This window comes from Gordonia sp. SID5947 (assembly GCF_009862785.1).
Lineage (GTDB): Bacteria > Actinomycetota > Actinomycetes > Mycobacteriales > Mycobacteriaceae > Gordonia.
In genome coordinates this window covers 4,789,597-4,809,282 of the sequence record NZ_WWHU01000001.1, presented here as the reverse complement: position 1 = coordinate 4,809,282, position 19,686 = coordinate 4,789,597, and the positions used below count along the sequence as shown (strand labels likewise).

Sequence of the window (19,686 nt, the reverse complement as noted above, 5' to 3'; positions counted from 1 at the left end):
GGAGAACTCGTCGATGGCTTCTGCCGCATCCACCCACGACGTACTGGGCACCACCGTCACCATGCCGGTCGAGATCCGGCATGCCCGGTGCTTCGTCGCCGGCTTCACCGCGGACAGTGCTGCTGTCGAACGCGCGATCTGGGGCGGTGGCGACGTCGGCGGCACCTATCCGCGTCCGCTGCGCATCCGTCCCGGGCGCACGATGTGCATGCTCGTGTTCGTCGACTACGTCGACGGCGACCTCGGTCCGTACAACGAGTTCGGCGTCTGCTTCCTGGTCGAGGACCCGACGCAGCCTCCGTCGTCGCCGATCACGGCCCTGCGATCACTGATCGGTGGCGATGCGCGTGCGCTCATCCATCATCTGCCGGTCGACGGCGACTTCACCCTCGCCGCAGGCCGCGGCATCTGGGGGTTCCCGAAGACCCTCGCGGACTTCGAGGTCGACCACGATTCGGGCACCAAGCACGGACGCATCGTCTCCGACGGACAACTCGTCGCGGACCTGACGGTGCGGCCCGGTATCCGTGTCCCCGACTCCGCGCAGGACACCGTGCTCAACGCATACTCCCAGCTCGACGGCGTTCTGCGGATGACACCGTGGCGACTCACCTCGGCCTCGGGCACCCGCACCCGGATCGGCGGCGCCGACCTCGTGCTCGGCACCCACCCGATCGCCGACGAGTTGCGTTCACTGAAGCTGAGCAAGCACGCACTGATGTCGTCGTCGGTCTCCCGGGTGACGATGGCCTTCGAGGATGCGACCGTCATCTCGGCCACTCCGTGACCTCGGTGTAACAAAGCGCGACCGCCGAACGACTATCTTGTGAGTTCGTCCGCCCGCCACGCGTGGGCTGGCCTCGACGTGTCGATTCCCGGCAGACGTCGCACCCGGAGTGAAGGAGTGAATCGCACTGTGAGCCCCATCAGGCGCCCGATGATGGTTCTGTTGATCGTCGTCGGCTCGGTGGCAGCACTGCTCTCCGCGGCCGGCATCGCCAAGGCCGCGCCTGCGACGTCGCGGATCGTGAAGGTTGTCCACGACGGTCCGCAGCAGGACACCTTGACGGTGTATTCGGCCGCGATGGGAAAGAGCTTCCCGGTGGAGGTGCTCACCCCGCGTGACCGCAGCACACCGTCTCCGGTCTTCTACCTCCTCAACGGTGCAGGCGGCGGCGAGGACGGGGCGACGTGGGCGGCTCGCACGGATTACAAGAAGTACTTCGCCGACAAGAAGGCCTATGTCGTGACGCCGGTCGGGGGTGCCGCCTCGTATTACACCGACTGGCTGCACAACGACCCCGAACTCGGACGCGTCAAATGGCAGACCTTCCTGACGAAGGAACTGCCCCCGCTCATCGACGAGCATTACTCGACCACCGGACGCAACGCCATCGGCGGCATCTCGATGTCGGGCACGTCGGTGTTGAACCTGGCGATCGCCGCACCGAAGCTCTATCGCGCCGTCGGCGCGTTCAGCGGATGTGCCCGCACCACCGATCCGCTCGGTGAGGCCTACGTCCGGATCGTCGTCGAGAGCTTCAGCACCCGCAAGGTCACCAGCATGTGGGGGCCGCCCGGTGGTCCGGTGTGGCGCGCGAACGATCCCTACCTCAATGCCGAGAAGCTGCGGGGGACCAAGATCTACATGACCAGTGGCAACGGGCTCCCCGGCCCGCACGAGACGCTGAACGATCCCTCGGTCAAGGGTGACGCCGCGTGGCTGGCCAACCAGACCATGGTCGGCGGGGTCCTCGAGGCTGCCGTCGGACAGTGCACCAGCCAGATGCAGCGGCGTCTCTCGGACCTCCACATCCCCGCGGACGTCAGCGTGCGACCCAATGGCACCCATTCCTGGGGCTACTGGCAGGACGACCTTCGCCGGACCTGGCCGAAGATCGCGCGCGACCTGGCATCCTGACGGCTGACGGCGTCAGTCCTGGTCGGTGGTCATCGGCGACTTCCGCTTGTCCTCGCGCGCAAAGAGTCGCCATGGTCGCCACGTCCGCGTCTCGGGATCGAAGGGCTTCACCCGCACCCACCAGATGAGCAGGGACGTGTACAGCAGCGGTGACTGCGCGACCATGAACACCGCCTGCCGACGCCGACCATGCAGCTTGGTGGTCCGCACGGCCGCGGCCCGATACTCTCGATTGGCCCATGGGCTCAATCGGAATCGGCGCGGCGACACGGCGGCCAGCATTCCCGGCACCACCCACACGACCGCGTCGGCCTCGCACAGGGTGAAGTACAGATCGATGTCTTCGTGGGTCCCGGGAAGGTTCGGCACCTGCGACCGCACCGATTCCCACGCGGTACGGCGAATCGCCATGTTGTTGCCCGCCAGCGTGAACGCTTCTCGGCCCTCTGCGAAGCGTGCGGCGTTGCGCCGCTGCCGATTCTCCAAGCGGTCCTGGCGCGGGACGTCGTACAGGTAGTCGAAGCCGGTGACGGCGGCGACATCTGGGCGTGCGGTCATGAACTCGGCGAGTGCTTTGCACCAGTTCGGATCCAGCCGCGTGTCCGCGTCGATCCGACCGATGATGTCGGCTGAGGACGCGTCGAAACCGGCATCGCGGGCCCACACTACGCCCTGTCGCGGTGCCGTCACGATGCGGATGGGCAACCGATCGGCGAACGACTCGGCGACGGCGATCGTCCGGTCGGTGCAGTTGTTGTCGACGACGATGCACTCATCCGGTGCACGGGTCTGGGCTGCAATGTGTTCCAGGCATGCCTCGATGACGTCTTCTTCGTTGTACACCGGGATCACCACGCTGACGGTGAACATCTCGCTCCTCCATCGCTGTCTGTGCTCGTCGCATGGTAACCACAGCCGATGTCGGCAGGGCCGGCGCCGCGCTTCTCTAGACTGAGACCGACAGCCCCACGTCGGAGGATGGCCCATGAGCAATCTCGAGATCCAACCGCCCGAGCTCGACTGCAGATCGGGCGCGTCGGGTTCCTCGCAGCGGCCGACCATGGACGTGCTGACCGCCCGCGACGTCCCCCTTGGCGGCCCGCGGGCGATGACGGTCCATCGCACGCTGCCGCAACGCAGGCGGTCGCTGATCGGCGCATGGTGTTTCGCCGACCACTACGGCCCCGACGACGTCTCCGCGACCGGTGGCATGGACGTTCCGCCGCATCCCCACACCGGGTTGCAAACGGTGAGCTGGCTGTTCTCGGGCGAGATCGAACACCGGGACACGCTGGGCAATCACGCGATGGTCCGACCGGGCGAGCTGAATCTGATGACCGCGGGTCACGGAATCGCGCACACCGAGGTCTCGACACCCGACACGACGATGCTGCACGGCGTGCAACTGTGGATCGCCCTGCCGGAATCCGCGGCGGACACTCCACGCGATTTCGCACACCACGTCCCGGCCGTGGTCGAGCGCGAGGGTATCGCCCTGCGGGTGTTCCTCGGGGAACTGCTCGGCGAACGGTCGCCCGTCCACACGTTCACGCCGCTGGTGGGGGCAGAGATCACCATGGTCCCCGGCGCCGAGATCGAACTACCGGTCACCTCGTCGTTCGAACACGGCATCCTCGTCGACGCGGGCCGCATCCGGCTCGTCGACTCCCCCACCGCCCCCCTCGAGCGCACTGAAATGGGTTACGTGGGCGTCGGGGCCACCCACCTGCGGTTGCGCAACGATGCCGACGAGGAGGCGCGGCTGGTGATCATCGGCGGCACCCCACTCGACGAAGAGATCATCATGTGGTGGAACTTCCTGGGGCGCAGCCACGACGACATCGTCCGCTACCGGCAGGAGTGGACCGATCACAGCGAGCGATTCGGGCAGGTCGAGGGCTACCAGGGCGACGTGCAGCACCTGCCGGCGCCTGCCCTGCCCACCACGCACCTGCGTCCACGGCACAACACGCCCGGACGAGCCTGACGCCCGTCGCCGATCAGGCCTGCTCGCCCAACAGCTTTGCGAAATTGGCGATGCCGGCCGCCTCTTTCGCCGACTGACCCCCGCGACCATCGTGCACGTCCGCACGAGCTCCGTGCACCGGTGCTCCGGCCGCCGAGAGTGGGTGGCCCGGACGCACCGCGACGACGAGTTCGGTTGCCGCACGACGGATTCGGTCGGAGAGCAATGCGGTGTCATCCGACGTGCCCGCCCAGTCCTGCGCCGCCGCGTACACCCCGGTCGGCACGACCATCGCGCGGAGATAGGCGAACAGCGGGCGCAGAGCATGATCGAGCACCATCGAGTGCCGTGGGCTGCCGCCGGTGGCCGCGACCACCACCGGCACACCATGCATCCGGTCGACCTCGACGAGGTCGAAGAACGACTTGAACAATCCGCTGTAGGACGCGTTGAAAACCGGTGTGGCGACGATCAATCCGTCGGCCCGGTGCACCGCATCCACTGCGCCGCGCACATCGCCGACCGCGAATCCGGTCGTAAGCGACCGGGCGATGTCGACGGCGTGATCACGGAGATCGATGACCTCGACGTCGACGGCCAGCTCGTCGCGCGCCGCATCCTCGATCACGGCGTCCACGAGCCGATCGACGAGCAGGCGGGTCGACGACGGGTCACCGAGTCCGGCGTTGACCGCCACCACACGGATGCTCACGAGCGAACCTCCTCGGGCCGACCTGTGCGGCCCGCATCGGCGGCGTCCCGGGCAGCCACCAGTGACGCGTGGGTCGGCGCCTCGGGTACCTGCGCCGGACGGCCCTGCGCGAAGCCGGCCCGCAGATCGGGCAGGACCTCACCGAGCAGGTCGAGTTGCTCGAGCACCGTCTTGCGCGGCAGACCGGCATGATCCACCAGGAACAGCTGGCGCTGGTAGTCCCCGAAGGTCTCGCGGAACGACAGCGTCTTGTCGACGAATTCCTGTGGGCTGCCGACGGTCAACGGCGTCTCGGAGGTGAACTCCTCCAGAGACGGACCGTGTCCGTAGACCGGCGCGTTGTCGAAGTACGGGCGGAACTCGCGCACCGCGTCCTGTGAGTTCTTGCGGATGAAGAACTGCCCGCCGAGCCCGACGATTGCCTGGTTCGCCGCGCCGTGACCGTAGTGCTCGAAACGCTCGCGGTAGAAACCGATCAACTGCTGAAAGTGCTCCTTGGGCCAGAAGATGTTGTTGGCGAAGAACCCGTCGCCGTAATACGCGGCCTGCTCCGCGATCTCCGGGCTGCGGATCGAGCCGTGCCACACGAACGGCGCGACATCGTCCAACGGCCGCGGCGTGGACGTGAACGAGGTCAGCGGGGTACGGAACTTGCCCTCCCAGTCGACCACCTCCTCGGTCCAGAGTCGGTGCAGCAGATGGTAATTCTCGATGGCCAACGGGATGCCCTGGCGGATGTCCTGACCGAACCAGGGGTAGACCGGGCCGGTGTTGCCCCGGCCGAGCATGAGGTCGACGCGTCCGTCCGCGAGATGCTGCAGCATCGCGAAATCCTCGGCGATCTTCACCGGGTCGTTGGTGGTGATCAGCGTGGTGGCGGTGGACAGCTGAAGCGTGCTGGTCTGGGCGGCGATGTAGGCGAGGGTGGTGGTCGGGGACGACGAGAAGAACGGGGGGTTGTGGTGCTCACCGAGCGCGAACACGTCGAGACCGATGTCTTCGGCCTTCTTGGCGATCTCCACGATCGCCGTGATCCGCTCGTGCTCGGTCGGCATCCTTCCCGTGGTGGGATCGACCGTGATGTCACTGACGCTGAAGAGTCCGAACTGCATGTCACGCCTCCTGTGTGTGATGCGGATGCGAATGTCATCCAGTCTAACCGGACCACGGTCCGATTAATTCCGGCGATGGCGCCTCATATGCGTAGGTTAGTGTTGGCTCACCCAAGAGGAGGAGACGAAATGAAGGTACGGAAGTCCGTGGCCGCCGCGCTGCTCGCCGGAGCGACGATGCTGGTCGTCGCCGGCTGCTCCGACGAGGCGAACGACACTGTCAGCAGTGCCGCCAGCGGCGCGTCCGCAGCGGTCGCGTCGGCGGCAAGCAATGCCAAGCAGGCCGTCGTCGGGCTGAGCACCGACGACGCTCAGGTGATCTTGCGCAAGTCGGTCGACCCGGCCACCTCGTCCGAGGAACTCGACGCTGTCGTCGACACCACGAACCCGGTCACCAAGGCCGCCATCCAGGGTTATGCGAAGGCGTCGAACATGGCGGGCTACACCCCCGAGGTGTACACGGTGAAAGAGGTGAAGGCCGACGGTGACGACAAGGCGGTCGCGACCGTCTCGCTCAAGAGCCCGCATGCACCCCAGCCGGTCGATCTCACCCTCGCGTACGTGAAGGTCGACGGTGACTGGAAGCTCGCCGGAAGCGCAGTGACCCAGCTCTCGTCCATGGGCGGCCAGCACGGGGGCTGAACCCCGCGCCCCGCTCGCCGACTCTCGCCGCATCCCTGACAGGGATGCGGCGAGTTCGTTGTGGGGGTGTGCTGCGCACTCACCGGCAGATCGTGAGCGAATCAGGAAGAATGGACCGGCGACCCACCCCCACCGGCCGCCAGGAGGTTCGCCATGCGGGTGACCGAACACCCCACCCAGCCGATCGACGCCCCGATCACCGATCGCCACCTGCGGTGGCCGCCATCCGAGGATCACGAACAGACCGCCTTCGAACCGCAGTCGTCAGCGGCGACGCGCGTCGACGGACCTCTGCCCCGAGTCGGCGAGCTCTGGGATCTGCCGGCGCACACGGTCGACCCGACGTGGTCGGATCCCGCGTGGTCCGCGGCGGCGGCACATCAACATCTGCCCGCGCATGCGACCGGGACGCGGTTCGCTCTCCCGCCCGGCCACCGACAGCGCAAACGGCCGGCGCCGGGTACGGCGACGGCCGCTGTGGTGGCCTCCTCGGTCTCCCTGCCGCTGGCGCTGCTCGGGATCGGGGCGATCCTCGGGTTCGTCGGTGTCGTCCTGGGGATCGCGGCGGTTGTCCAGATCGGTTCGGGACCGGAGCGACGTCAGGGAACCGGACGGGCGGTGACGGCCATCGTCGCGGGCACGGCGAGCGTCATCGTCGGCACACCGATCCTGCTGGTGATCCTGGCCGTTCTCGCCGTGATCTGAGACCGACGCCGCCTGAACGCGGCGCCGCGGCCATCGGGAGTCGGCCTAGCCGACTGCGCGCAAACCGCCCTCGGCGCCGCCCTCGATGTCACGGGCCAGCCACGCGACGACCTCGCCGACCACTCGATTGCGCTCGGTGGTGCCGTCGATGCGGGTCAGGGACGGCATGCAATGCAGCAGCCCGGCATGAAACGCGGCGTCACGGGAAAGACCGTGGCGGTCCATCACGGTCTCGTATGACGAGATGCTCTCGTCGAGAGCGCCGTAGGTGACGACGTCGTCGCCGAAGCGCACCGCAGCGAGGCGGGGCGTCACCTGCGCTCGCCGCTGAATGTCCTCTAGCACGTCATTCATCTTCACAGCCACTCCCCCGACCTCGTGATGTCGACCCTGGCCACTCTGCCTCCCAGTTCGGACTGGCACCGGGTCCTTGTATATAGCTTGCCTTGCTAAAAGCCCTTTGGGAACCGGTGACGCGTATCTATCGGCGAATCCACAGAAACTCTGTGTTAACTGCCATGTTCAGATGTTACGTCCGTGACCAATGTTATTGGAGGGTCCAATGAGCTTGATGTGCAAGCGTTATCGGTGCGACATTTCGCCGCGATGTCACTCGGAAGTCGACCCGTTCTGAGCCGCCTTATCCGCCTCCATGGCGTCGATCAGGCTCTTCGGACGCAGATCCGTCCAGTTCTGCTCGACGTATTCGAGGCACGCGGCGCGACTGTCCTCACCGAAGACCTTGGTCCAGCCGGCCGGGATGTCGGCGAACGTCGGCCACAGCGAATGCTGGTTCTCGTCGTTCACCAGCACGAAGAAGCGGCCGTCCTCGTCATCGAAGGGGTTGGTCATGGTCGGTCCTTTCCACTCTCACCGGTCACCTGCGTGTGACCGCCATCGATAGTCAACCATTGGTTCAATTCGGGTCCGATGACCTCCAGCGCCGAAGCGTTCGCCAGACCGAGGTGGTCGGCGTCGACGTCGACGTTGGTGATCGAACCGTTCACATGGGGTTCCCAGCCGCGGGCGACCGCGCTCGGGTCCTCCTTGTCCCTCGTGGCCGTGAACACCAGCAGCGAACCGTCGAACGGTGCTGGTCGGAACTGTTCCACGAGCGCCTCCCCGGTGGCAAAACTGTCCATCACCCACTGCACCTGATCGGCTCTCAACAGGCCCATCGACGATATCTGCTGCCGGATGATCTCCGCGACGTCCTCGGCGGACTCCGCATGAACGTCCTCGCCCAGGTCGAACAGGTCACGCCAGCCGCCGAGGAAGTCACCGACGAAATCTCCACCGAGCTGGACGCCCACGGATTCCTCAGCCGACTCCGGTACCGGCGAGGAGTCCATGACGCCGAGGAATGCGACCTCCTGCCTCTCGGCTTGCAGCGCCGTCGCCATCGCGTAGGCGACGTAACCGCCCAGGGACCAGCCGAGCAGATGGTAGGGGCCCTCGGGGGAGATCCGGCGGATCTCGGCGAGGTAGCGGTCGGCCATCTCCTCGATGGATTCGGCACTCGGCTCCCCGCTGACCGCGTGCGGATCCTGGACGCCGTAGACGGGACGGTCCTGCAGATACGGGACGAAGCCGCCGTAGAACCAAGCGAGACCGCCGGCCGGATGGATACAGAACAGCGGCGGCCGGGAGCCCTGGGCATTCAGCGCGATGACCACATCGCCACCGGCGCCCGACCCGCCGCCGATCCGGGCCGCGAGGCCCCGCGGGGTCGGATCGTTGAACAGCCAGGCGAGCTCCACGTCGGCGCCGCGTTCGCGTAGCTGCGCGATCACGCGGGTCGCCGACAACGAGTTGCCACCAAGGTCGAAGAAGCTGTGGAGCGCGCCGACGCCGTCGACGCCGAGGACCTCGGCGAACACCTGCGACACCATCCGCTCCTCATCGGTCGCGGGTTCCACGTACTCCTCGGCATCGGTACCCAACACCGGTTCGGGCAACGCCCGCTTGTCGAGCTTGCCGACCGGCGTCAGGGGCAGCGAGTCGAGGACGGCGATACCCGCGGGCACCATGTGCGAGGGCAGCCGCGCGCCGACGAACTCACGCAACATCTGGACGTCGACCGCGGAGTCCGCCACGACGTATCCGGCCAGTGCCGTCGCGACCGATCCGCCCACGCCGAGAACCACCGCCGATTCGACCGCGGGATGTGATGCGAGGACCGCTTCGATCTCACCCAGCTCGATACGCAGCCCGCGCAACTTCACCTGGTCATCGGAACGACCCGCGTACTCGAGTACGAGCTCGCCTGCCTCGTCGCGTCGCCAGCGCACCACGTCGCCGGTCCGGTACATCCGCTCGCCGGCGCCCCCGTACGGGTTCGCCACGAATCGTTGCGCCGACAGCCCGGGACGGTCGAGATAGCCGCGCGACAATGCGCCACCCACGGCGTACAACTCACCCGGGACCCCGACGGGTACAGGGTGCAGACGACCGTCGAGGACCAGGAGTTCCACACCCGCGAGCGGGCGGCCCAGCCGAACCGGTCGCCCGGCTTCCATGGCGGAACTCAGGGTGATGCCGATCGTCGTCTCCGTCGGACCGTAGAGATTGTGGATCGGCACGTGCGGTGCCCACGCCTCCACCATCGACGGCGGGACCGCCTCACCGCCGGCCATCAGCCCTTCGAGGTGAGGCAGTCCGGCCGGGTCGAGCGTCGACAGGACGGTCGGGGTGAGGAATGTGTGGGTGGTGCGATGCTGGTTCATGAAGTCCTGCAGCGCCGGACCACCCACCGCATCCGCCGGCCGGTACGCGAGAGTTCCACCCGTGACGGTCGCGAGCAGGTATTCGAGCACCGATGCGTCGAAACTCGGTGAGGCGAAGCCCAGGACCACCGGCGCGTGGCCGACCGCCAGTCGCGTCGACTCCTGTGCGGCGAAGTTGGCCAACCCCGTATGGGTCACCGAGACCCCCTTCGGGCGTCCGGTGGAGCCGGATGTGTAGATCACGTAGGCGACGTTCTCGGGCCGGACCCGACCCAGGGTCTCGTCGCTACGCAGCGGGCCGTCGCCGAAGCCGCCGATCTCGGCGCCCACTGCCTCGTTGTCGAGACGAACCCAGGCGAACCCCTGATCCGGCAGGTCGCCGGTGGCGGTGGTGAGACCGAGGATCGCACCGGAATCCTCGACCATGGTGGCCACCCGCTCGGCCGGATAACCCGGGTCGATCGGCACGTAGCCCGCGCCGGTCTTGGCCACCGCCCAGATCGCGGTGAGCAGTTCCACCGAGCGGCCGATCGCCAGCGCCACCAGCGACTCGACACCGATGCCACGCGAGATCAACCACCGCGCAAGCCGATTGGAACGACTGTCGAGCTGTGCGTAGGTCAGCGAAGCACCGTGGCCGTCGACAACCGCGATCCGATCCGGGTATCGGGCGGCCGCGTCGCCGAACATCTCGACCAGCAACCGGGGTTCGGTGCCGGCGCCACCGGACACGTGCGCGAGCGCTCGTCCGTCGACCGGACCGATGAGGGGGATGTCGGCGGTGAGCATGTCCGGCCGGGTCGCGACGGCCCGCAGGATCTGCACGAGCGCATCGATGAAGACCTGGATCTGACGCTCGTCGAAGGCCGCCGGAAGGTACTTGAGCGTGAGCGAGATCCGTTCCCCGGCAACCGGTGACGTGGACATGTTCAGCGGATAGTGCGTTGCGTCGGTACCTTCGAAGTCCTTGATCTCGAGGCCACCGGTCAGCGCTGCGTCGGTGGTCGACAACGAGTCGGTGTCCACCGGATAGGACTCGTGCACCGTCAGCGTGTCGAAGAGGGCACCGTCGACATCGGCCGAGGCCGTCAACTCCGGCAACACCAGGTGCTGGTGGTCGAGTACCGACACCTTCGCCGCCTGCAGCCGACCCAAAACCTCCGAGATGGGTGCGGCGGGATCCACGTCCACCACGGCCGGCAGGGTGTTGATGAAGAGCCCGACCATCGACTCCACGCCCTCGAGATCGGCCGGCCGACCCGACACCGTCTCGGCAAAGGTGACCACCTGATTACCGGTCAGCCGCGAGAGCAACACGGCCCAGGCGAACTGCAACACCGTGGCCACCGTGGCGCCCTCGGCACGTCCCACCGCCTCGATACCCGCGGTCAGCTCGGCATCGAGGATCGTCGACCGATCCTGCGGCAACGATTCCGGCGTCGCCTCCACCCCCGGTGCCACCAAGGTGGGGCCCTCAAGCGGGGCCAGCACCTCACGCCAGGCCGCCAGCCCGGCTGCTCGGTCGACGTCGGCGAGGCGCCGCAGATGGTCGGCGAAGTCCCTGTCGCCGCGACCGATCTGACCCGTATAGGTGACGCCCCCCGCGTAGAGGGCCAGCAGATCGGCGAGCACCAACGGTCCCGACCATCCATCGATGAGGATGTGATGGTTGGTGACCACCAGGTGGGCGGTGTCACCGTGGCGGATCAGGGCGAACCGCATCAATGGCGGCGCCTCCAGGTCGAACGGCACGGACCGTTGGGTGTCCGCGATCCGGCGGATCACGTCGTCGGCGGGGCCGTCGGGCGCCACCTCGTCGACGTCGACGACCTGCCACGGCAGCTCGACCGTCTCCGGGACCACTGCGACCACCGCCCCACTACCGGTGCGCACGAAGCCCGACCGCAACGCCCGGTGATGGGCGAACAGGGCCTCGGCCGCGCCCCGCAGCCGCGCGACGTCGATCTCGCCGCCCAGTTCGAGGATCGACTGCACCACATACACATCCACCGATGACCCCGCACCGTGGTGCCCGGCGATCTCCGACTCGAAGTGGAGTCCGCGCTGCAGTGGCGCCAACGGCCAGACATCCGCACCCGGGTACCGCTGGGCGAGGGCGTCGAGGTCGGCCTGCGTGACCCCCGTGCCCGGCACGTCCGACGGCGACAGGCCCGGATCGGCCTCGGCCAGTGTCGCCACCACGGCCGCCAGTTCGTCCGACCATCGTCGCGCGAGATCGGCGGCATCGTCGGCCGACAGGATCCCCTGCACGAACAAGAAATCCGCCACCAGCTCGCGGTCGCCGTCCACGACTCCCGGACTGTGCGGCATGGAGACCTGTCGGGTGCCCACGTTCACCGTGAGGACATTCATCGCCGTCATCGCGCCGCTCACCGACGCCGGCAGCGAGGGTGCATCCGAATCGACCATGAACGGGAGTTCGATCTCTTCGCGGGTCCCCCGGGTACCTGCGCCGAAGAAATTGAAGCCGATCGAGGGCAGCGGGCAGCCGGCCAGTCGCCGATCACCGCCGAAACGCAACAGCCCGAACCCGATCCCGCGATCGGGGTGACCGAGCCGTTCTTCCTTCGCCGCCTTCACCGCGTGCACGATGCCGTCGGCGGGGTCGACGGACATCGGTGAGATGGCGGTGAACCAGCCGACGGTTCGCGACAGATCCGCCGTTCGCGGGTCGGAACCGCGCTCGACGACCTCCTCGTACCGGCCATGCCCCTCCATCAGCACCGAGACGGGCGAGTCGTCGGCGATGGCATGCGACTGCTGCCAGGACCGGACCGCGCGTGCCAGCGCCGCCACCAGCGCGTCGTTCACATGGCCGCCGAACGCCTCCGGCACGGTCGTGAGCAGCGCCTCGGTCACCTTCGGATCGATTCGGACCCGCTGCGTCGCAACGGAATCAAAGCGATCTCGGACACGGTCCAGCGGCGCTCCGAAGCTCGTCGGCGCGCGGTCCACGCGCACCAGCCAGTGATCGACCTCGTCCTCGCGGTCGGCAGCCTGCGCCTCGAGGGCGGCGTGCCAGGCACGCGCCGACGTCACCTCGGCCCGCACGGCCGGTTCCTGTCCCGCCTGCAGTTGACCCCAGACGGTCACCACGTCCTCGATGAGGATGGGCCACGACACCGCATCCACGGCGAGATGGTGGATCGCCAACACCACGCGTGCGCCGTCGGCGCCCGTCACCAGCATCGCCGACACCAATTGCCCGACTGCGGGATTCAACTCACCGAGGGCAACGGCATGCGCCGCGTGCAACTCGTGACCGAACTCGGCCGACGTGGTCCTCGCGTCGGTGGTCGTCGCACCGACCACACATCCGCGACCGTCGCCGGACGTACCGATCCACCGACCCTCGTCGAGGAACAGACGTCCCGACATCACCGGATGCGCGGCCACGACCGTCTGCAGCACCTCTCGCAAGGTGGCCGCGTCGAGTCCGTCGGGCGCGACGAGCACCACCGACTGCGAGAAGTCGGCGAAATCGTCTGCGGAGTCCGACAACTCGAGCATCCAGGAAGCGACCGGCGGAATCACCATCTCCCGGCCCCCGCCGGACGGCTCCGCCAGCAACGCCATGTCCGCGCCACCGGCCGCGACCGCACGCGCCATCGCGCGTACCGACTTGTGTTCGAACACGTCCCGTGGCGAGACCACCAGGCCGGCCGCCCGCGCGCCCGACGACACCTGGATCGCCAGGATCGAATCGCCGCCGAGTGAGAAGAACGATTCGACCACGCTCACCCGGTCGACACCGAGTACGCCCGCGACGACCTGCGCCAGCGTCTCCTCGACCGACGACTCCGGAGCCACGTGATCCTCGGCGCCGCCCTCGATCTCCGGCATCGGCAGAGCCCGCCGATCGAGCTTGCCGTTCGCAGTGAGCGGCAGGTGGGTGACGGGGACGATCAGCGCAGGCACCATGTAACCGGGCACCGCCCGCGCCACGATGTCACGCACGGACTGCGACTCCGGCTCGACACCGGATTCTGCGACCACATAACCGATCAGCTGTTCACCACGGCCGGGCAGGTCGACGACGCTCGCAGCGGCCGCGGCCACCCCCTCGACGCCGAGCAGGGCGGCTTCGATCTCGCCGTACTCGATACGGAATCCGCGCAGCTGCACCTGCGCATCGCCGCGTCCCAGATACTCGATGTCGTCGCCAACGCGACGTGCGAGGTCGCCGGTCCGATACATCCGGGCGCCGTCGGCGAACGGGCTCGCGACGAATCGCGTCGACGACAGGCCCGGCCGCCCGAGATAGCCCTGCGCGAGTTGCCCACCGGTGACATACATCTCGCCCACGACCCCTGGCGGCACCGGATGCAGTCGGTCGTCGAGGATGTGGATGGCGAGCGAGTACAGCGGACGACCGATCAGCGAGGCGTCGCCGGCAGCAACCAGCGCACGGTCGAGCGGGCGGAAGCTGACGTGCACGGTGGTCTCGGTGATGCCGTACATGTTGACCAGCCGCGGTGAGTCGCCTGGGTGATCGTCGAACCACCGGCGCACCTGATCGAAACTCAGTGCCTCGCCGCCGAACACGACGTACCGCAACGGCAGATCCACGCTGTTGCGTCGGCGAGCATCGACGAGTTGATAGAAGGCCGACGGTGTCTGGCTGAGGATCGTGACGCCCTCGGCGGCCAGCAGTTCGACGAACGCGTCGGGGTCTCGCGCCAGGTTCCGGTCGACGATGACGAGCCGGGCACCGGACAGGAACGGCCCCCACAGCTCCCAGACCGAGAAATCGAATGCGTACGAGTGGAACATGGTCCACACATCGGTGGGAAGGAACTCGAAATCGCCTGCCGCGGTGTCCATCAAGGTCACCACATCCCGGTGGGTGACCTCCACTCCCTTCGGTACGCCCGTCGACCCGGAGGTGTAGATCACGTACGCCCGCGACGACGGCGGGATCATCACCGGTGGCGGTACCGGCCGCGCCGCGCCCTCGGCCGCGAGATCGGCCACGTGCACGGTCGTCACGCCCGCGGGCAGCACCGTGAACAATTCGTGCCCTGCGGTCGCCGCATCCGTGATCACGGTGTCGACTGCGGCGTCTGAGACGATGAACGCCAGGCGGTCGGCGGGATTCGTCGTGTCGAGCGGCAGATAAGCCGCCCCCACCTTCAGCACACCCACGATCGCGGCGACGAGATCCACCGTTCGTGCGGTGGCGACACCAACCAGATCACCCACCCCGATACCGCGCATCGCGAGTGCGGCCGCGACCGCGTCCGAACGTGTCTGCAACGCCTCGTAGGAGAGGGTGACGCCACCTGCCGTCACCGCCTGCCGTCCACCGTGCTCGTCAACGGTCGACCGGAACAGATCGACGAGGGAGAGACCGGTGTTGACCGTCTCGAGCACCGGTGCGGGCATGGCCGCGATCTGCGCGGCCTCGGTGGCCGACAGCAGGGTGACGTCACCGACCGGCCGGTCGACCGACTCGACGCACTCGGCGAGTACGCGCACGAACCGGTCCGCCATCGTCTCGATGGTCGACCGATCGAAGAGATCTGTCGCGTAGACGATCTGGGCCGGCCAGGCCTCATCCGGCGAGTCGGCCGCGATACCGAAGGTCAGGTCGACCTTGGCCGGGGTCTCGGGGGCCTCCAACGGCGAGATGCTCAGGCCCGCGACCGCGGTGGCCCCGACTCCCGCCGCGAGTTCGGGCAAGGAAGCCTGATGGAAGGTCAGCAAGATCTGGGTCAGCGGCGCGAACGCTTCCGACCGGACCGGGTCCAGATGATCCACCAACGCCTCGAAGGGAACATCCGCGTGCCCGAAGGCGTCGAGATCGGTCACCCGGACCTGGTCGATGACCTCGGCGAAGGACATCGTCGGATCGATCTGTGCACGCAGGACCAGGGTGTTGACGAACATGCCGACCAGGGCGTCGAGTTCGCGCCTGCCACGCCCGGCCACCGGGGTGCCGACCGCGATGTCGCCGGTCGCCGACAGCCTCGCGAGCAACACCGACAACCCGGCGTGCACCACCATGAAAGGTGTCACACCGAACTCCCTGGCGACCGACCCGATCCGCTCGACAACGTCCGCGGGAACGCGGAACGGCACCTGATCGCCGCGCTGGCTCGCGACCACCGGCCGCGGACGATCGGACGGCAGCTCGAGCACGTCGGGCAACCCGGCCAGCTGTTGCGACCAGTACGAGAGCTGTTGTGCCACCACTGATTCGGTGTCGCCTGCCGAGCCGAGTACCTCGTGCTGCCAGATCGCGAAGTCCGCGAACTGTACGTCGAGTGGCGCGAATTCCGGGACGGCCCCGGCGGAACGCGCAGCATACGCGGTGACCACATCACCCACGAGCGGAGCCATCGACTCGCCGTCGGCCGCGATGTGGTGAGCCACCAACGCGAACACCCACTCGTCGTGGTCGACGTGCCACAGGCGCGCGCGCAGCGGCCATTGCACGGTCACGTCGAAGCCCTCGGTCACGGCCGCTTCCAGCGAGGCCGCGGAATCGACGACCGACCAATCCAGTCGATCGGCGATGCCGTCGGCAGCCGCGATCTCCTGGATCGGCGACCCGTCGACCGCGGGGAACGTGGTGCGCAGCACCTCATGCCGGGTGACCACGTCGACGAGCGCCGAACGCAGCGCGGCGACGTCGAGCGCGCCGACCAGCCGGAGGACCACCGGCACGTTGTAGGTCGACGCCGACGGATCGAACTGATTGATGAACCACATACGCGACTGGGCGAACGACAGCGGCACCCGCCCGGGCCGCGGCGTCACGGCCACCACCGGTGCCAGACCGAGGCCCCTGCCGTCGAGCCCTCGGGCGAGTTCACGGACCGACGGCGCCTCGAAGACGTCGCGAACCGACACCTCCGCCCCGGACACCTCCGAGACGCGGGCGGCCACACGGGTGGCGGAGAGCGAGTTGCCGCCCAACTCGAAGAAGCTCTCCGTCACGCTCACCTGCGCGACGCCGAGTACCTCGGCGAACACCTGTGCCACCGACTGTTCGGCTGCATTGGCGGCGGCCACGAACTCGCGGTCCACGTCGACCACCGGCTCCGGCAGTGCTCGCTTGTCAAGCTTTCCGACCGGCGTCAACGGCAGCGCATCGAGCACCGTCAGACTCGACGGCACCATGTGCGACGGCAGTCGACTGCCCACGAAAGTCCTCAGCGCACCGGTGTCGACGTCGTCGCGGAGTACGACGTAACCCGCCAGGGCCGTGGCGACCGAACCGCCGACGCCGATCACGACCGCCGACTCGACGGACGGATGGGAGGCGAGCGCAGCCTCGATCTCCCCCAATTCGACGCGCAGACCACGCAGCTTCACCTGATCGTCGCTGCGGCCCAGGTAGTCGAGTGCCAGCCCGCCCGAATCATCGCGCCGCCAGCGCACGACGTCGCCCGTGCGATACAACCGCTCCCCGTCGGTCCCGAACGGATGCGCGACAAAACGCTGCGAGGTCAGTCCGGGTCGCCCGATGTATCCGCGCGCAAGTGCACCGCCCGCGACGTACAACTCGCCGGCCACACCGACCGGCACCACCCGCAACCGCGAATCCAACACCAGGAGGCCAACTCCCGGTATCGGACCGCCGAGCGTCGTCGGTACTCCGGGCCGCATCGCGTCACTCATCGCCACCACGATGGTCGTCTCGGTGGGCCCGTACATGTCGTGGAACCTGACGTGCGACCCCCAGCGCTCCACCATCGCCGGCGGAACCGCCTCGCCGCCGGCGGCCAGCACCTGCAGATCCGGCAGGTCCTCGGGCTTCAGGGTGGCGAGGACCGTCGGCGTCAGGAACGTGTGCGTCACCCGCTGCCCGCGCATGAACGCGGCCAACGGCTCCCCGCCCAGGGCGTCCTCGGGGCGGTAGACGAGGGCCGCACCCGCACCGACGGCCATCAGCCATTCCAGGACCGACGCGTCGAAGCTCGGCGATGCGAACCCCAACACCCGCGATCGATCGGTCACCGCGAACCGATCGACCTCGGTCAGCGCGAAGTTCTCCAGCGTGCGAGCCGTGAGCGCAACGCCCTTCGGGGTACCGGTCGAACCCGACGTGTAGATGACGTAGGCGACCGCATCGACGTGTGGCGTGCCGATCAGTTCGCTCGGCGCCAACGCATCCGGACTCATCCCGTCTATCACCGGCCGGACCTCCGGGGAATCCAGTGTTGTCCAGCCGACCACGGTTCCCATCTCGGATCGGTGGCGTTCGACGGTGAGCCCCACCCGGACACCCGAGTCGGACAGCATGTGCTCGATGCGATCGGCAGGGTAGGCCGGATCGATCGGCAGGTGGCCCGCGCCGGTCTTGGCGACCGCCCAGATCGCGGTCAGCAACTCGACCGATCGGCCGATGGCCAGTGCCACCAGCGATTCGACGCCGACGCCCTGCGAGACCAGCCATCGTGCCAGCTGATTCGATCGGGCGTCGAGTGCGGCATAGGTCAGCTCCGCCCCGGTGGCGTCCACCACGGCGACACGATCGCCGTGGCGGTCGACCACATCGGCGAACATCGCACTCAGCAGCCGCGGAGGCGACGGGGGCCCACCGCTCACCGGAGCCAACATGGCCACGTCGGACGGGGTGATCAGATCGATGTCCCCCACCGCGACGTCCGGGTCGTCGACCATCGACTCGACGACCCGCAGCCACGACATCACGAATCCGCGAACGGTCGATTCGTCGAAAAGCGAACGCGCATAGACGAAGTCGACGGTCATGGGTGATGACGCGGTCCGTCCGGTCACCGCCACCGACAGCTCGAACTTGGCCACCTGATCCGCCAGTTCCAGCGGCTCCGCCACGAGTCCGGCGGTCTCGAGCGCCGCGGTACCCGGGTCGTCGTCCACATGGGTGAACGCGATCTGCGCGAGCGGCGGGAAGGCAGTCGACCGGGTCGGCGCGAGCTCGTCGATCAGCTCCTCGAACTGGACGTCGGCGTGGGCGAATGCGTCGAGATCTACCTGCCGTACCTGTGCGACGAGGTCCGAGACGGACTGCGCAGGTTGCACTGCGGTCCGCAGCACCAACGTGTTCACGAACATCCCGACCAGGTCAGCGAGCGCCGCATCGGTCCGTCCGGCGATCGGTGTCCCGATGACGACGTCGTCGGTGGACGCCAGCCGGGCGACCAGGATGGCGAGCGCGACATGCGTCGCCATGAACGGGGTGACACCTTCGCTGCGGGCGAATTCCTCGACCCGTCGGGCGAGATCATCATCGACGGTCATCGACACCACGCCGGCCGTGGTCGCCATGACAGCCGGCCGTGGCCGATCCATCGGCAGGTCGGTCACCGACGGCAGGGCCCGGAGGTGGTCACGCCAATAGCCGAGCTGTCGCGCCAGCCGACTCGACGGATCGTCGACGTCGCCGAGCATCTTGCGTTGCCACAGTGCGTAATCGCCATACTGCACGGCGAGCGGGGGCACGCCGGGGACGTCACCGCCGACCCGCGCCATGTAGGCGGTCAGCAGGTCCCGGACGAACACAGCCGTCGACGAACCGTCGAACGCGATGTGATGAACGGTCAGCACCACGTCATGGGTGTTGTCGCCGGAGCGCCACACACGCCCACGAATCGGCAGGTCGACGGTCACGTCGAAGCCCTCGGTCGCCGACACGGCCACCTCGTGCTGGTCGTCGGCCACGCGCCAATCGAACAGGGCGCGGGCGCGATCGGCGGTGAGGATGTGCTGGATCGGACCGTCGCCGTCGGTCGGATACACCGTCCGCAACACCTCGTGCCGTTCGATCACGTCACCCAGTGCGCCCACCAGCTCGCCGAGATCGAGCGCACCGGTGAGGCGAAGGGCCATCGGAATGTTGTAGGCCGACGACGCGGGGTCGAACCGGTTGATGAACCACATCCGCGACTGCG

Annotated in this window: 11 protein-coding genes (1 of these 11 only partly in view); 5 read left to right on the top strand and 6 right to left on the bottom strand. The window is 67.8% G+C overall.

Annotation, left to right across the window (positions count from 1 at the left end; translation table 11 throughout):
* Positions 1 to 13 precede the first annotated feature (13 nt).
* Together GTV32_RS21745 and GTV32_RS21740 are read left to right on the top strand one after the other, a co-directional pair.
* Entirely contained in the window at positions 14 to 787 is a 774-nt protein-coding gene (locus GTV32_RS21745; RefSeq protein WP_161062083.1) for an acetoacetate decarboxylase family protein, read from the top strand.
* Between the two features lie 150 nt (positions 788 to 937).
* Positions 938 to 1,921, top strand: a complete 984-nt coding sequence (locus GTV32_RS21740; protein ID WP_161062694.1) for an alpha/beta hydrolase family protein — start codon at positions 938 to 940, stop codon at positions 1,919 to 1,921.
* 12 nt (positions 1,922 to 1,933) lie between these two features.
* Here GTV32_RS21740 and GTV32_RS21735 read toward each other — a convergent pair whose 3' ends face one another.
* Positions 1,934 to 2,791, bottom strand: coding sequence for a glycosyltransferase family A protein (locus GTV32_RS21735; protein WP_161062082.1), 858 nt, complete (start codon positions 2,789 to 2,791; stop codon positions 1,934 to 1,936).
* A 115-nt stretch (positions 2,792 to 2,906) separates the two neighbouring features.
* Here GTV32_RS21735 and GTV32_RS21730 point away from each other — a divergent pair, with 115 nt between their 5' ends.
* Positions 2,907 to 3,908 (top strand): pirin family protein, encoded by a 1,002-nt coding sequence (locus GTV32_RS21730; RefSeq protein ID WP_161062081.1) that lies wholly within the window; start codon positions 2,907 to 2,909, stop codon positions 3,906 to 3,908.
* A gap of 13 nt (positions 3,909 to 3,921) precedes the next feature.
* On the opposite strand, the gene GTV32_RS21725 is transcribed toward GTV32_RS21730, so the two are convergent.
* Together GTV32_RS21725 and GTV32_RS21720 are read right to left on the bottom strand one after the other, a co-directional pair.
* A complete protein-coding gene (locus GTV32_RS21725; protein WP_161062080.1) occupies positions 3,922 to 4,599 on the bottom strand; it encodes a CE1759 family FMN reductase in 678 nt (225 codons plus the stop codon).
* Entirely contained in the window at positions 4,596 to 5,711 is a 1,116-nt protein-coding gene (locus GTV32_RS21720) for an LLM class flavin-dependent oxidoreductase (RefSeq protein ID WP_161062079.1), read from the bottom strand. The genes GTV32_RS21725 and GTV32_RS21720 overlap by 4 nt, the downstream gene beginning before the upstream one ends.
* Before the next feature lie 129 nt (positions 5,712 to 5,840).
* Between GTV32_RS21720 and GTV32_RS21715 the strand changes: the two genes are divergently transcribed.
* Entirely contained in the window at positions 5,841 to 6,353 is a 513-nt protein-coding gene (locus GTV32_RS21715) for a DUF4878 domain-containing protein (RefSeq protein ID WP_161062078.1), read from the top strand.
* Positions 6,354 to 6,506: 153 nt separating this feature from the next.
* Complete coding sequence (locus GTV32_RS21710) at positions 6,507 to 7,058, top strand: DUF4190 domain-containing protein (protein ID WP_161062077.1); 552 nt, start codon at positions 6,507 to 6,509, stop codon at positions 7,056 to 7,058.
* A 45-nt stretch (positions 7,059 to 7,103) separates the two neighbouring features.
* On the opposite strand, the gene GTV32_RS21705 is transcribed toward GTV32_RS21710, so the two are convergent.
* The 3 genes from GTV32_RS21705 to GTV32_RS23685 form a co-directional block, all read right to left on the bottom strand.
* Positions 7,104 to 7,412, bottom strand: a complete 309-nt coding sequence (locus GTV32_RS21705) for a hypothetical protein (RefSeq protein WP_161062076.1) — start codon at positions 7,410 to 7,412, stop codon at positions 7,104 to 7,106.
* 255 nt (positions 7,413 to 7,667) lie between these two features.
* Positions 7,668 to 7,910: an MbtH family protein gene (locus GTV32_RS21700; protein ID WP_161062075.1), complete on the bottom strand. Its 243-nt coding sequence runs from the start codon at positions 7,908 to 7,910 to the stop codon at positions 7,668 to 7,670.
* Positions 7,907 to 19,686, bottom strand: partial view of a non-ribosomal peptide synthetase gene (locus GTV32_RS23685; protein ID WP_237421985.1) — the 3' portion only. The gene runs 6,220 nt beyond the window's last position; 11,780 of the gene's 18,000 nt are visible here — the last part of the coding sequence; the start codon falls outside the window, past its right edge; it ends in the stop codon at positions 7,907 to 7,909. The genes GTV32_RS21700 and GTV32_RS23685 overlap by 4 nt, the downstream gene beginning before the upstream one ends.